The sequence below is a fragment of the Saccharopolyspora sp. NPDC050389 genome, from assembly GCF_040655595.1.
Taxonomy (GTDB): domain Bacteria; phylum Actinomycetota; class Actinomycetes; order Mycobacteriales; family Pseudonocardiaceae; genus Saccharopolyspora.
The window spans coordinates 112,012-125,674 of record NZ_JBFAKG010000012.1 but is presented as its reverse complement, the minus strand read 5'-3'; the positions used below and the strand labels follow the sequence as shown (position 1 = coordinate 125,674).

The 13,663-nt window shown below is 68.0% G+C and carries 12 protein-coding genes; 5 read left to right on the top strand and 7 right to left on the bottom strand.

The features are described from left to right. Positions 1–13 precede the first annotated feature (13 nt). Positions 14–1,351 (top strand): aminotransferase class III-fold pyridoxal phosphate-dependent enzyme, encoded by a 1,338-nt coding sequence (locus tag AB0I53_RS10635; protein ID WP_358599713.1) that lies wholly within the window; start codon positions 14–16, stop codon positions 1,349–1,351. 48 nt (positions 1,352–1,399) lie between these two features. Here AB0I53_RS10635 and AB0I53_RS10630 read toward each other — a convergent pair whose 3' ends face one another. Further along, positions 1,400–2,635 (bottom strand): cytochrome P450, encoded by a 1,236-nt coding sequence (locus AB0I53_RS10630; protein ID WP_358599710.1) that lies wholly within the window; start codon positions 2,633–2,635, stop codon positions 1,400–1,402. A gap of 349 nt (positions 2,636–2,984) precedes the next feature. On the opposite strand from AB0I53_RS10630, the gene AB0I53_RS10625 reads away from it, so the two are divergent. Then, the gene (locus AB0I53_RS10625) at positions 2,985–3,818 is read left to right on the top strand and encodes a methyltransferase domain-containing protein (protein WP_358599707.1); all 834 of its coding nucleotides are present in this window, start codon (positions 2,985–2,987) and stop codon (positions 3,816–3,818) included. On the opposite strand, the gene AB0I53_RS10620 is transcribed toward AB0I53_RS10625, so the two are convergent. From AB0I53_RS10620 to pabB, 3 genes are all read right to left on the bottom strand, one after another. Then, a complete protein-coding gene (locus tag AB0I53_RS10620) occupies positions 3,782–4,183 on the bottom strand; it encodes a hypothetical protein (protein ID WP_358599704.1) in 402 nt (133 codons plus the stop codon). The two genes, AB0I53_RS10625 and AB0I53_RS10620, sit on opposite strands and share 37 nt — an antisense overlap. Positions 4,184–4,220: 37 nt before the next feature. Beyond that, a complete protein-coding gene (locus AB0I53_RS10615; RefSeq protein WP_358599702.1) occupies positions 4,221–5,246 on the bottom strand; it encodes a methyltransferase in 1,026 nt (341 codons plus the stop codon). A gap of 157 nt (positions 5,247–5,403) precedes the next feature. After that, entirely contained in the window at positions 5,404–7,503 is a 2,100-nt protein-coding gene (gene pabB / locus AB0I53_RS10610) for an aminodeoxychorismate synthase component I (protein ID WP_358599699.1), read from the bottom strand. Positions 7,504–8,293: 790 nt separating this feature from the next. Between pabB and AB0I53_RS10605 the strand changes: the two genes are divergently transcribed. Beyond that, the gene (locus AB0I53_RS10605; protein WP_358599696.1) at positions 8,294–9,016 is read left to right on the top strand and encodes an SDR family NAD(P)-dependent oxidoreductase; all 723 of its coding nucleotides are present in this window, start codon (positions 8,294–8,296) and stop codon (positions 9,014–9,016) included. A 203-nt stretch (positions 9,017–9,219) separates the two neighbouring features. Here AB0I53_RS10605 and AB0I53_RS10600 read toward each other — a convergent pair whose 3' ends face one another. After that, on the bottom strand, positions 9,220–9,675 hold the full coding sequence (locus AB0I53_RS10600) for an anthrone oxygenase family protein (RefSeq protein WP_358599693.1): 456 nt from the start codon (positions 9,673–9,675) through the stop codon (positions 9,220–9,222). Between the two features lie 182 nt (positions 9,676–9,857). After that, positions 9,858–10,808 (bottom strand): aldo/keto reductase, encoded by a 951-nt coding sequence (locus tag AB0I53_RS10595; protein WP_358599690.1) that lies wholly within the window; start codon positions 10,806–10,808, stop codon positions 9,858–9,860. Between the two features lie 145 nt (positions 10,809–10,953). On the opposite strand from AB0I53_RS10595, the gene AB0I53_RS10590 reads away from it, so the two are divergent. Next, the gene (locus tag AB0I53_RS10590; protein WP_358599687.1) at positions 10,954–11,349 is read left to right on the top strand and encodes a hypothetical protein; all 396 of its coding nucleotides are present in this window, start codon (positions 10,954–10,956) and stop codon (positions 11,347–11,349) included. Between the two features lie 97 nt (positions 11,350–11,446). Further along, positions 11,447–12,505, top strand: coding sequence for a 2,3-butanediol dehydrogenase (locus AB0I53_RS10585; RefSeq protein WP_358599685.1), 1,059 nt, complete (start codon positions 11,447–11,449; stop codon positions 12,503–12,505). Between the two features lie 128 nt (positions 12,506–12,633). On the opposite strand, the gene AB0I53_RS10580 is transcribed toward AB0I53_RS10585, so the two are convergent. Then, positions 12,634–13,314, bottom strand: coding sequence for a DUF899 family protein (locus tag AB0I53_RS10580; protein WP_358599684.1), 681 nt, complete (start codon positions 13,312–13,314; stop codon positions 12,634–12,636). Positions 13,315–13,663: the final 349 nt, after the last annotated feature.

The window sequence follows — 13,663 nt, the reverse complement described above, 5'->3', positions numbered from 1 at the left end:
AAAAGGATCGCCGATGACTCTGATCTCCGAATCCACCACCGCGCAGCCCGCCGAGAGCCGCCTCGGGCTCGCCGCCCGCGACCACCTCATGCGCGGCTACGGCGAGCCGACGGACGGGCCGGTGTCCGTCATGACCCGCGGTGAGGGGCCCTACGTCTGGGACGAACAGGGGCGCCGTTACCTCGACGCGGTCGCCGGCGCGTTCGTCGTCCAGGTGGGTTACGGGCGGCAGGACCTCGCCGCCACCGCCGCGCGGCAGGCCGCCGAGCTCGCCTACTTCCCGGCGATGGAACATGCGCCCCGCCCCGCCGTGGAGCTGGCCGAGCGGCTCGCCGCCGCGGCGCCCGGCGATCTCAACCGCGTGTTCTTCACCTGCGGCGGCAGCGAAGCCGTCGACAGCGCGTGGAAGCTGGCCCGCCAGTACTACGCGTTGACCGGGCGGACCGGCAAGCACAAGGTGATCAGCCGCGAGTGGTCCTTCCACGGCAGCACCTACGCGGCCGTGGCGATGGGCGGTTTCGCGCTGCTGCACCAGATCTTCGAGCCGCGCGGGCCGGTCAGCCGCAACGTGGCCGACCCGTACGACGCCGAGGAGATCAGGACGGCCATCGAACTGGAGGGGCCGGAGTCGGTCGCCGCGGTCATCCTCGAACCGCTGCCCCACCCGAGCGCCTGCGTGGTGCCGCCGGAGGGCTACTTCGCCCGCGTCCGCGAGATCTGCGACCAGTACGACGTGCTGCTGATCTCCGACGACATCGTGGATTCCTTCGGCAGGCTCGGCCACCTCTTCGGTTGTGACCGCTTCGGCTTCGAGCCGGACATCATCTGCTGCGCCAAGGGGATCACCAGCGGTTACTCGCCGCTCGGCGCGATGATCGCCTCCGACCGGTTGCTGGAGCCGTTCCTGCCGGAGCACGTCATGTTCGCCCACGGCTACACCTTCAGCGGCCACCCGGTGTCGACCTCCGTGGCCATGGCGAACATGGACATCCTGGAGCGCGAGCACGTCTACGAGCACGTGCTGCGCAAGGAGGCGGCGCTGCGCAGCACGCTGGAGGGCCTGCGGAACCTGCCGGTGGTCAACGACGTGCAGGGCGCCGGGTTCCTCTTCTCCCTGGAGCTGATCAAGGACAAAGCGACGCAGGAGCCGTTCTCACCCGAGGAGTGCGAGCAGCTCATCGACCGGCGGCTGCGCCGCGCGCTGTTCGACGCGGGCCTGCACATCCGGTGCGGGGACCACGACAAGCCCTACATCCACCTGGCGCCTCCGCTGATCTGCGACCAGCCGCAGTTCGACGAGATCGCCGCGGTGCTGCAGTCCGTGCTGCCCCGGCTGTCGGCCTGGGTCTGACGGTCCCGTGCGCGGTGGCGGAGCATCCGCCACCGCGCACGGGCCGGGTCAGCTCTTCCTGCGCGGCCCCAGGCGCACCGGGAGTTCCTCCACCGCGCGCATGTAGCCGGGCCGCCACCGCAACTCATCGACCGGCACGGCCAGTTCGAGGTGCGGGTAGCGCTGGAAGAGCGAGCCGAGCCCGATCTCCATCTCGACCTTGGCCAGGGAAGCACCGAGGCAGTAGTGCATGCCCCGGCCGAACGCGACGTGCTGGTTCTCCGCGCGGTCGAAGTCCAGCGCGTCCGGCGAGGCGAACCGCGCGGGGTCGCGGTTCGCGGCCGCCAGCGAGGCGAGCACCCAGGAACCCGCCGGAATCGTCGTGTCGTCGAGCTGGATGTCGGCCGTGGTGAAGCGGAACACCCCCGGCGTGGACGGCCCGTCGTAGCGCAGCAGTTCGTCGACGTGCGCCGCCAGCGCGGTGGGATCTTCCCGCACGGCGGCGAGTTCCGCCGGGTGGTCCAGCAGGGAAAGCACGCCCAGCGCCAGGGAATGCGATGTCGTCTCGTGCCCGGCGACGAACAGCAGCAGCGCCACGCCGGCGAGCTCCCGATCGTCCACTTCCCCGCCCGCGCCCGTCACGAGCGCGCTGAGCAGGTCGTCCGTGGGATTCCTGCGCTTGGCCGCCAGCAATTCCTCGAAGTACGCGTAGAAGGAGTTGACCGCGGAGACCACTTCGTGCGCCTTTTCCGGGTCTCCGACGAATCCGAGCGCCTGGTTGGTCCACTCCCGGAACTGCACGGCGTCCTCGTCCGGAATGCCGAGCAGCGCGCACAGCACGGACACCGGGAACGCATAGCTGTAGTAGCGGACGAGGTCGACTTCGTCCCTGCCGCGCAACGCATCCAGCAGCCCGTTGGCGATGGCCTGCACCTGCGGTCGCAGCGCTTCCACGCGTCGCGCGCTGAACTCGCGCACCACCAACTTGCGCAGCCTGGTGTGATCGGGCGGATCCATGTTGATGAAAAGGCCCTGCCGGATGGACCGGAACGCCTCGGCCACCTCCGGAGCCACCTCGTCGGTGCCGCTGCGCTCCGGCGACAGGTCGCAGCTCACGTGAGGACTGGACAGCACGTTCACGACGTCGGGATAGTGCGTCACCACCCAGCACTCGCGCCCGTCCGGCAGGACGACCGGCTGCGCCGGACCGCCCTCCCGCCAAGCCGCGAGGCACGGGTGGGGATTGGCCAGGAACTCATCGCTCATGGACAGTTCCACCGGGCCGGCCACGTCGCTCGTGCCCATCTTTTCCTCCTGCAATCAGATGCTGAACATTCGGTGAGAATTGCGGACGACGCCCACGATGCTAGGTGTCCCGAAATGGCCCAGCAACGGCCGAGAATAGCCGACACCCGGTATTCCACCGGTTCACTCCAGTGGATTATCGACGCCCGCACGCGACGCGACGAAACCGCGCCGCTGATCCACATTTCCCAGCTGATTCCACGATCAGGTCGAAGTCGTTTCCGCGGTTGCAGCAACCCATTCCGCTGCAATAGCGTGCAGTGCGGTCCCCATTTTTCCGGCCGGCACAGCCGGATCGCGCCGAAACAATTTCCGCAGTCACCGCAGCCCCGAAGGCGAGATCGACGAGATGACCAGAGCACCGCGACCATCACCGGGAGCCGGTGAAATCCACGACGAGCACGGCGACATGTTCACCGCACTGCTGGACGGCAGCCTCCACTTCGGACTCTGGGACGATGCCACCACCCGCACCATGCGGGAGGCCGCCGACAACATGACCGACCTGATGATCGAGAAGCTGGCGGTCGAGCCGGGGCAGTCCGTGCTCGACATCGGTTGCGGCATCGGAGAACCGGCCGTCCGCCTGGCGCGCGCCAGGAACGTCGACGTGGTGGGCGTCAACGTCAGCCGCCAGCAGCTCGCCGCGGCGACCGAACGCGCGGCGGCAGAAGGCCTCCAGGACCGGGTGCGCTTCGAGTTCGCCGACGCCCTGGACCTGCCATTCCCGCCGGAATCCTTCGACGCGGCATGGCTGTTCGAGTCCCTGCTGCACATGCCCGACCGCCTTCGCGCGCTGTCGCAGGCCGCGCGCGTGCTGCGGCCCGGCGGCAGACTCGCCGTCGCGGACTTCATCCGGCGCGGCCCCGACCTGGACGAGCAGACCGCCGTAGAAGAACGGCTCGCCGGGTTCCACATCTCCGAAATGCCGACGCTGGAGGACTACGCCGAGACCGTGGCGGAGGCCGGTCTCGTCATGGTGGAAGCGATCGACGTCTCCGACCGCAGCTGGCGGCAGACGCTGGCGGCGGTCCAGGACAACGTCGCCCGCCTGCCGCACACCTTCGCCGACCCGCCCGGCGAGGAGGACTACTGGGCCAACGCGCGCGCCGCGCTGCCCAGGATCGCCGACGGATCGGCGCTGGGCTACGCGGTCTTCGTCGCGGCCAAGCCGCGTGGCTGACCGGAGCTCACCGCTCGGGCGCCAGCACCTCGCCGGTGCCGGCGTCCCGCACGGTGATCGCCTCGACCGGGCAGGACTCCGGATTCGGCGCGAGTCGCGCCCAGTTCACCCGGGTTCCACGCGACTTCCAGGCGGGCCGGGCCGCGCAGGATCATCCCCTCCTGCCACACCACGTCGTCCTCGTCGACCGCGAGGCGCAGGCCGGGTATTCGCTCCAGCAGTGTGCGGAACCCGACCTGCAGCATCAGCCGGGCGAGCTTCACTCGACTACCGGAGGTCGCCCGTCGGCGAACCGGCCAGCGGGCAACGCCGTCATAGCGGTCGCTGTCGAGGATCTCCAGGAGCCGGGACGGTAGCGCACGCACGCCGGTTCGGGACCAGTCGTGCGTGCAGCGCCCAAGATTACCGACGAATCGTCTCGAACACGGTGGTCGGAGCCCACTCACCCGCCGCGTCGCCGTTGGCCGGCCTGTCCACTCTCTTGAGATCGAGCGCCGCCGATTCAAAAAGAGACTCGTACTGCGGCAATGTGCGGACCTTGCCGTCGACCCTGGCCAATTGCCGCAAGTCGAGTGCATCGAACAGGGACTTCGAGTCATCATGGTACAGCCAGTCGACAACGACCACCGGAGTTCCTGGCGGAGCCGCGTCCCGGCAGCGCGACAGGATTCGCACGCAGCTCTCGTCATCCCAGTCGGACAACACACTTTTCAGCAGATAGATGTCACCGCCTTCGGGTACCTCTTCCAGGAAACTGCCGCCGACGAACTCGACACGGGCGGCCAGACCCTGCTCTGCGATGTTTCGACGTGCCCTTTCGATGACGTTCGGCAAGTCGAACAGGACACCAGCAGCGTCCGGGTACTCCATCAAAATGCGAGACAGGAATGTTCCATTGCTGCCGCCGACATCGATGATTTTGTTCCGCCCCGAAAATGAGTACCGCGGCAGCACGGAGTCTGCCACCATGCCGGACAGCTCGCTCATGAAATCGGCGAACGAGGCCGCTTCCTCCGGATTGTCCTGGTAATAAGACCACAACCCCTGACCGAGCGCCTCTTCGGTGTGCGACCGGCCTCGCAGCACGACGCGGTGCAGCATCTCCAAGGGGCGGCAGAGACCAGGGCCGGTGAGCATCGAAACGATGTTGCGGTATGCGCCACCATCGCGCCGGAGCAGGGCCAGCATCGGGGTTTCCGCGAATCGATCCCCTTCGACTCTCCGCACGAGACCGAACGACTCGGCGTTGCTGAGGAATGCGCCCACCGCATTGGCACTGTTGGCTCCGACGGCCTTGGCCAGGTCGACAACCGTGCGAGGCCCTTCGGCCAGGTGATCGGCAATTCCCAATCTGACCGCAGCACCGAGAATGTGCAAATTCCAGTGCGCGCCGATAATACGGTCCAGATTGTCCTCGGGTTCATTCATAATCAGCCTCCCTACGACGACGATGACAGAGTATCCACACAGGCAGAGCTGACGCGACCGGCGATTCGACGAGTACCGCAATGGGTGCAGTCTGCCACTCATTGATCACCAGAAAATCTGATTCACGGTGCGCGATGCGTGCCGCACGTGGGTCGATTTACTCGCTGAGCACTACGTCTCGATCGGGGAAGCGTTCGCCGAACAGCCGCAGCAGCCCGGTCGCCTTCACGGCGGTCTCCTCCCATTCCTCGTCCGGATCGGACAACGCGGTGATCGCCCCGCCCACTCCGAAGCTCACCCGCCCCTCGTCAACGACGAGCGTGCGGATCACGATGCTGTGGTCCGAGGCTCCGCTGAGGGAGAAGTAGCCGAGTGCGCCGGAGTAGACCCCACGCGGGCCTTCCTCCAGTTCATCGATGATCTGCATCGTGCGAATCTTGGGCGCACCGGTCATCGAGCCTCCGGGGAACGCCGCCCGTACGCAGGACACCGGTGAGGCATCCGCTCGCAGCCGCGCCCGAACAGTGCTGACGAGCTGGTGCACGGTCGCGAAGGACTCGATGTCGAACAGCTTGTGGACGTGCACCGAACCCGGCTCCGCACAGGTGCCGAGGTCGTTGCGGACCAGGTCGACGATCATCAGGTTCTCTGCGCGATCCTTTTCGCTGGCCAGCAACTCCTCCCGAAGTCGACGGTCCTCGTGCGGATCGTCCGAGCGAGGACGAGTTCCCTTGATGGGCTTGGATTCCGCTACGCGATCGGTGGAGATCCGGAGGAACCTCTCCGGCGAGGTGCTCAGGACCGACAACGCGCCGAACCTGAGCAGGGCGGCGAACGGCGCTGGATTGTGTGTGCGCAGGAAGCGATAGCTATCCCAAGGATCGACGTTGGCGTGCCCGCAGGCCATGTTCGTCAGGCACACCTCGTAGGTCTCGCCCACCTGGATCTGACACTGGCTCTTCTCGATGAGGTCGAGGTACCTTCGCTTGTCGTGGCGCAACTCGAAGCCCGTGACGAGTTCCGCCGGCTCCGGTTCCACCACCAGGGCCACGTTGAGCGCGCACATCGCGTTCCACTTCGCTTCGGTTTCCCCCAGCCACCGCCTGGCAGGCATTTCGTCCGCCACTTCGGCCAAGGCCAACAGGTAGGCCCGGCACTCGTGGTGATCGAAAGCGATGGCGCGGTCCGCGAAGATCATCGCGGCGTCAGGCGTCTCGGCCCGATGCACACGGCGTCCTCCGCACTCGGACTTCAGCTCGTACCCGAGATAGCCGACCCAACCCAGGGCGAAATCGAACGGCAAGGGCGGGACCTCCACCACCAGCGAGTCGAGATCAGCTTCAAGCCAGTCCAGGAAGGTCCCCGGGATCTCGTCCGTCCCGGCCACGGAACGGACGACCGTCGTACCCCGCCATGTATCGGCCTCAGCTACTCGGGCGAGGCGCCCCGTCGCGTCACCCATGAACGAGAACCGTCCATTGGGAGAGTCGGAAAGACTGCTGTCCAACCAGAAAGAATGCTCACTGGATCGATAGAGCCGGTCGAACACGCGCTCCGGTGCGCACCAGCCGGCAAGTTCCTCGACGAGTACTCGGAATCGCGCCGTGGATGGTGCGCGATCCGGGCTCGGGATGGGCCGCCGTTGGCGAGGTGGCCGTGGACGTCGCCCGGCCCTGTACTGCCACAGCCTGGTCAGGTCGGCGAAGTTCCGCAATATGCGGTCGCCGTGCTCGGTGCAGATCGACTCCGGATGGAACTGGACTCCCCACTGTGGACGGTTCGCGTGGTGAACCCCCATCAAGACCCCGTCGGAAGTCCAGGCGTCCGCGACGAGATCGTCAGACAGTTCGACCACGACCAACGAGTGGTAGCGAACCGCCGAGAAGGGCGAAGGCACGGCGTCGAAGAGCGACTCGCCCATGTGGAAGACCGGAGAGAGCCGGCCATGACGCACTTCCGGCGCAGGACCGACCGTCCCCCCATGCGCAGAGCACAACCCCTGGTATCCCAAGCACACGCCCAGCAGCGGCAGCTCGCCGTACCGGATGATGTCCGCACCGATGCCGAAATCCGACGCCCGCTCGGGACGCCCTGGCCCCGGCGACAGGACCACGTTGTCGAAGTGCTCCAGGTCCCGCAGGCGAAACGCCGGATCGTCATTGCGAATGACTTCGCACTGCTCCCCGTTGGCGACCGCGAGATAGTCGGCGAGGTTGTAGGTGAACGAATCGTAGTTGTCGATGATCAAGGTTCGCATGCATCGACCTTTCTGCGGTGAACCGCCTGGAACATGCGTGATCCGCCCCGGAACCGGCGCGTCACAGCCGCGGACTGGAACGGTGGATGACTCGAGTTCCCGGCCCCGGGTCAGGCGCGGGCCGGATTCGGGGAGATAGCACCGAGCTCGCCTTGACCGAGACGGACCGCGACGAGAATTCCTGCGTTATTCGTTCCACTGCGGATAACCGAGTAGATCAGGTCGCCACCAGCCCGGGAATTTGACGCATGGCGGCCGCGCGTCCCGATTGTTTCCCTCACGGGCATCCTCGCCTTCTGGTGATGTTTCCGACGTGCCGCCCACCTTACTTCGATGAAGATTCTTCACCATTGATCGTCACCCAGTCCAGTTGACCGAAATGGGCGAAATCCTGATCCAGCAACACAAACCCGTTCACGCCGAAGAAGCCCAGGAGCAATAGTCTTCTCAGAGTTCCCACGGCAACTGGTCAGCCGAGTCCAGAACTGGTGTGCCGAGGGCTTGCCACCAGCCTCATGTCCCAGTTTCGGATGGCCCGCCGAAATGGCGTGATATTTCGCAGTCCGAGATGGCGCGCTTTCATCCAAGCGGCGCCCGGATATTGGCTTCCGAATTGCTTGCGGAAATCCTCGAACGCAATCTCCGCGGACTCCGGGGGGCGCGCCACGGGCAGGGGAAGGGCGGCGACCAGGCCGGCCCGGATTGGTGTGCACTGGTGTTGTGGCGTGGTCTCCTGCCTATACTGCTGCTTGATCATTCTGCTCGAACTTCGAATCTCTGGAGGACGTCCTTGGCAGCCGACACCCTGACCGCGGTCGTCACCGGTGCCGCGAGCGGAATCGGACGGGCGCTGGCCGAGGCACTCCACGCCAAGGGCGCCGATCTCGTCCTGGCCGACGTCGATGCCGACGCCCTATCCGCGACCGCGAGACGGCTCGGCGCGACGGGCGTGACGGGCGATGTCTCCGACCCGGCCGCGATGAGCGCGCTGGCGGCGCAGGCCCCGCAGGCGCGTCTGATCTGCCTCAACGCCGGTGTGGTGGGAGCCTCGCTGGGCGCGCCGTGGGAGGTGCCGGCCGACGAGTGGGACCGCGTGTTCGGCATCAACGTCGGCGGCATCGTCAACGGGCTCCGGGCGTTCGTACCTGGCCTGCTCGCCTCCGGTGAGCAGGCCCATGTGCTGATCACCGCATCCCTGGCCGGGCTCACGGTCTTCCCGGGCGGAGGGGCGTACGGCCCGTCGAAGCACGCCGTTGCCGCCGTCGCTCAGCACGCGGCGATGGCCCTGGCCGACACACCGGTGCGGGTCACCATGATCTGCCCCGCGCTGGTCTCCACCGGCATGTCGCCCGAAGGAGTCGATCCGGCCCTCGTCGCCCGCGATGCGCTGCAGGCCGTCGACGACGGTGTCTTCGCCGTCGTTCCCTCCGAGTGGCAGGCAGCCGTCGTCGGGCAGGTCGAGCAAATCGCGTCCGGGCACCGGCCCACGCCTCCCGCCCCGAAGCCGGCATAGGCCAACGCCTCAGGTGCGGGGAGTTTCGATTGCAGTTCGAGGGTTCCGCCGGCCAGGCTGGGTCGTGAGTGCTTTGGGGTGTTATAGCAGCCCAAAGCACTCACGGCCCCGCACCTGCAGGAACGTCGTTCCAGAAGCGCGCCGGCAGCATTTTCCCCGCCAGGACCAAGGAAATGCGGAAGTCCCGAGCGTCGAGCGCGACGCTATGCGGCAAGTGCTGCGGCAAGTGCTGCGGCGAGGCAGCCGAGCGCGCCGGTCGATGACACCGCTCGGACGACGTTCCAGCGCACCCATCGGGACTCGAAGTTCGTGCGGCCCCCTGCCGCTTCGAGCTCGTTGTTGAGCGGCACGTTGATCCGGAAGGTGATCGCCAGCGTGCCTCCCGCGTACAGCACGATCGCCGCCACGATCCACGGCAGCCTGAGCGAGCCGAGGTGGAGCACCGCCGCGACCACCGGCAGCACGAACGCGCCGAGGAACCCGATGGCGAACCAGCCGTTGAGGATCGAGGAGTTGATCCGCCGCATCGCGGTCACGAAGGTCCGGTCGTCGGACCGGCGCAGGCCGGGCATCACGGCGCAGGCGAAGCCGTAGAACAGGCCGGCGGACAGCCCGGTGAGGATGGTGGCCGCGACCAGCGTGGCGGTGGGCAACGACATGGCTTCGAGTGAACCGGAAACCCTCGTGGCCAGCCATCATCGACCGTCTCGGAAGCATGCTCGTCCGTCTACGCCGACCGGACACGCTCGTGGGTCTGCTCGACGACCAGCGGCGTCAGATCTTCTCCGGTGATCGACGATCCCACGACCCGGCGAGGGGTTGCGGCAACGACCGCCGCCGATCAGGGCAGCGCGGCGCCGCGGGCCGTGATCCAGAGCCGGTACCACTCCTCGTGCGTGAGGCCGGGTTCCTGCCGCACCGCGTCGCGGCAGGCGCGGATTCTTTCCGGCTTCGCGCTGCCGATGACCGGCGCGATCCTCGCCGGGTGGCGCTGCAGCCACCACAGCACGATCGTCTCCGGCGTCGTGCCCTTCTCCTCCGCCAGGGCCGCGACGAGCTCCGCGGTCGCCCGCTCGGCCGGCGTTTCCTGGCCGCCGGTGTACCTGCCCCGCGCGAGCGGGCCCCATGCCTGCAGGGAGATCCCGTTCGCCCGGCAGTGCTCGATCGTGCCCAGCGGGAAACCGTTCGCCGCGCCTTCGGCGGTGTTCACCAGCACCCCGGCTTCGCACCAGTCGCGCCGGTGCAGGCTCATCTCCAGCTGGTTGGCGACCAGCGGAACGCCGAGATGCGCCTGCAGATGCGCGATCTGGGCTGCGCTCATGTTCGACACGCCGAAGCTCCCCACGAGGCCCTGCTCGTGCAGCGACATGAGCGCCTTGGCGACGTCTTCCGGATCGGCCAGCGGGTCGGGCCGGTGCAGCAGGAGCACGTCGATCACGTCGGTGCGCAACCGGGCGAGGCTCTCCTCCACCCGCCGGACGATGCTGTCCCCGCGCAGGTCGTAGATCCCCGGCCGGTCGCCCTCGGCCTGCCGGATGCCGCACTTGGTCTGCAGCACGACGCGTTCGCGCAGCCCGGGTGTGCTGGAAAGCACCTCACCGAAGGCCGCCTCGGCCTTCCCGCGCCGGTAGATGTCGGCGTGGTCGAACGTCGTGATCCCGATCTCCAGCGCCGCCTGGATCGCCGCCTCCGCCGCGGCGATGTCGGCCGCGGTGAGAGGCTCGGCGTCCCAGCTCCCGCCGAGCCCCATGCACCCGTACAGCACGCGATCCGCGCTCGTCTCCGTCGTCACCAGGCCATCCTTTCACGAGGATCGCCGCAACCGGCCGGGGCTGGCATCCCGGCAGGGATGGTCCATAAAGGACAGTTGGGCCGAATGCCGCGGGAGTGAGGAATGCCATCCGCTCGCGTGGCCGAATCGGGCGCACACTCGGGTCATGGACGGGCAATGGACGCCGCGGGACCACGAGGAGCTGATCGCGGGGTGGCGGCTGTGGCTCGAGCTCGGCTCGTCTGCCTGGCCTCGCGCCGACTGGGACGGCACGCCCGGGCAAGCGGTGCGCGGCCTGCGGGAGCTGATGGCTGCGTGCGGCGAGATCCTGGCCGACTACCTCGCCGCGGGCGGGACCGAGTCCGCCGAGGTCGCGCGGCTGCTGACCTCGATGTACCCGGCCGCGAGCTGGACGTGCGAGCTGTGGGCGGACGACATCGCGCCGCTCGACGACGAGCGAGCCGCCCTGCTGCACCGCGACCTCGCCGGGTTCGCCGACCACGCCTTGGCCGTGCAGAACCTGCTCGCCCAGGGTGGCGGCTGGGCATCGCTGGCCCTCTGACGGCCACCAACATCAGGCTTGGCGCCCTTTCGCCTCGGCCTGGCTCAGCGCATGCTCGAGCGGAGCCCGCAACCTCCTGCAGAGCGAGGAATCCGCGATGAGAGCAGCACGCTTCTACGGCCGTGGTGACATCCGCGTCGACGATGTGCCGGAACCGGCGACCCGTCCCGGCACCGTCAAGGTGGCGGTCGAGTGGTGCGGGATCTGCGGCACCGACCTGCACGAATACCTCGAAGGACCGATCTTCGCGCCGCGCACGGGCGCCCCGCATCCGCTCACCGGCGAGACCGTGCCCGTCACGCTCGGCCACGAATTCGCGGGAGTCGTCAGCGAGCTGGGCGACGGCGTGCGCGACCTGCAGATCGGCGACCGCGTCGTCGTCGAGCCGTACCTGGTGTGCGGGCGGTGCGACGCCTGCCGGCAGGGCCGGTACAACGTCTGCCGATCCCTGGGATTCGTCGGGCTTTCCGGCGGGGGCGGCGGATTTTCGCAGTTCGTCGTCGCCGAGCGCCGCTGGATTCATCCGCTCGGCGAGCTCGGCACCGACGTCGGCGCGCTCGTCGAGCCGCTGGCGGTCGCCTACCACGCGGTGCGGCTTTCCGGCGCCCGCCCGGGGCACACCGCGGCCGTCTTCGGGGCCGGGCCCATCGGCCTGGTGACCACGGCGGCGCTCCGGGCGGCGGGCGTCGAGCGGGTGATCGCCGTGGAACCGGCGGACGTGCGCAAGGCCAAGGCGCACGTGGCCGGCGCCGAGCACGTGCTCGATCCGTCCACAGTGGATGTCACCGCTGCCGTGCTGGAGCTGACCGAGGGCCGCGGCGCCGACGTGACATTCGAGTGCGCGGGGATCGACGCCGTGCTGAAGTCGGCGATCCGCTCCACGCGCGTCGGCGGCACCTGCGTGAACGTCGCGATCTGGGGCCACGAGGCCGCCGTCGCGATGAACGATCTGGTGTTCGGCGAGATCAACCTCATCGGCAGCCTCGCCTACGCCGGCGACCATCCCGCGACCATCGAGATGATCGCCAGCGGCAAGGTCGACCCGTTCCAGTTCATCACCGGCCGGATCGGCCTCGACGAGATCGTGCCGAAGGGATTCGACGAGCTCGTCGGCAACAAGGAGGCCAACGTCAAGATCCTCGTCCGGCCGGAGTGACCGCGCCTGACGTCGGCGAGCCGAGGTTCCGGTAGGCACGGGGCCGTGAGTCTTTTGGGTCGCCATAGCAGCCCAAAGGACTCACGGCCCCGCGACCAAGTGCCCCCGGTCCACTGCTGCGGTCCGCGCTAGTAGTCCAGGGCCGCGAACCAGTCGCCCCGGCCCCTGGGCGTGAGGTCGAGGAGGTGCCACACCGGGTTGAGGAGGTCGATGCCGCGCTCGTCGAGGTCCTCTGACATCCGCGGGTGCGCCGAGTAGAAATGCCGGACCGATCCGCTGCCGTCGCGGGTGAACACCGACACCGTCGAGTCCTGGTTGCCCTCCGCGTCCTCGCTGCCGAGGTCGTACTTGAAGGTGCTGGTCCCGGCGCTGAGCAGGCGGAGGTTCCCCCAACCCCGGTCGCGGGCGTGCGCGCGCAGCTCCGGCAGGCCGGCGGCGGCCACGACGGCCAGGTCGACGTTCTGCGCGACGTGGCGGGCGACTCCGTTGAAGCCGTCGATCCACATCGTGCACATGGGGCACGGCTCGGTTTGCCGCTTGCCGTACATCAGGTGGTAGACGACCAGATCGCGACCGGGCCTGGTGAACAGCTCGCTCAGCCGCACGGCCTGCACGGGCGCGTCACCCGCTTCGAGATCGGCGGGGCCCTCCTCGAACACGTAGTCGTCGACGACCGGTCCCTGCGGCAGCCTGCGGCGCAGGTCGGCGACCCGTTCGCGGTGGCGCATCAGATCGATCTCGGCTTCGCGCAGTTCCTCGCGGGCGCTGGCGTATTCGGCCGGTTCCGCGGTGAGGTTGGTTAGGCGCATCGCTGGCTCCTGGACTACCGGCGGTAGTTGTTGCTGCCGCCGCCATTGTCCGCCGTCCTCGGATGCTCGCCAAGTGGGCTCAGCCGACCGGGACCGCCTCGTCGGCCGGCGTTCGACGTGGTGACAGTCGGTAGTCGATGGTGCCGCCGCCCGCCACGAGGGCGCCTTCGATCCACAGGCCCGCCGGTGCACTATCGATCCAATGTAGACATTCGCAGGAGTCGGGCGGGCGCTACGAGACCGGCGGCGGTTCGGGCACGGCGGCGGAACGAATGCCGAACAATCCTTGAACACCTGGCGAAAGGTCGCCGCTCACGGCATGGATTCGGCGGACAACTCTCCTCCCGGG

What these genes read in the sequence shown, in the direction of transcription:
- AB0I53_RS10580 (WP_358599684.1), bottom strand. Translation starts at nt 13,314, where the DNA reads ATGCGCCTAACCAACCTCACCGCGGAACCGGCCGAATACGCCAGCGCC.
- AB0I53_RS10625 (WP_358599707.1), top strand. Translation starts at nt 2,985, where the DNA reads ATGACCAGAGCACCGCGACCATCACCGGGAGCCGGTGAAATCCACGAC.
- AB0I53_RS10615 (WP_358599702.1), bottom strand. Translation starts at nt 5,246, where the DNA reads ATGAATGAACCCGAGGACAATCTGGACCGTATTATCGGCGCGCACTGG.
- AB0I53_RS10590 (WP_358599687.1), top strand. Translation starts at nt 10,954, where the DNA reads ATGGACGGGCAATGGACGCCGCGGGACCACGAGGAGCTGATCGCGGGG.
- AB0I53_RS10600 (WP_358599693.1), bottom strand. Translation starts at nt 9,675, where the DNA reads ATGTCGTTGCCCACCGCCACGCTGGTCGCGGCCACCATCCTCACCGGG.
- AB0I53_RS10635 (WP_358599713.1), top strand. Translation starts at nt 14, where the DNA reads ATGACTCTGATCTCCGAATCCACCACCGCGCAGCCCGCCGAGAGCCGC.
- AB0I53_RS10630 (WP_358599710.1), bottom strand. Translation starts at nt 2,635, where the DNA reads ATGGGCACGAGCGACGTGGCCGGCCCGGTGGAACTGTCCATGAGCGAT.
- pabB (WP_358599699.1), bottom strand. Translation starts at nt 7,503, where the DNA reads ATGCGAACCTTGATCATCGACAACTACGATTCGTTCACCTACAACCTC.
- AB0I53_RS10585 (WP_358599685.1), top strand. Translation starts at nt 11,447, where the DNA reads ATGAGAGCAGCACGCTTCTACGGCCGTGGTGACATCCGCGTCGACGAT.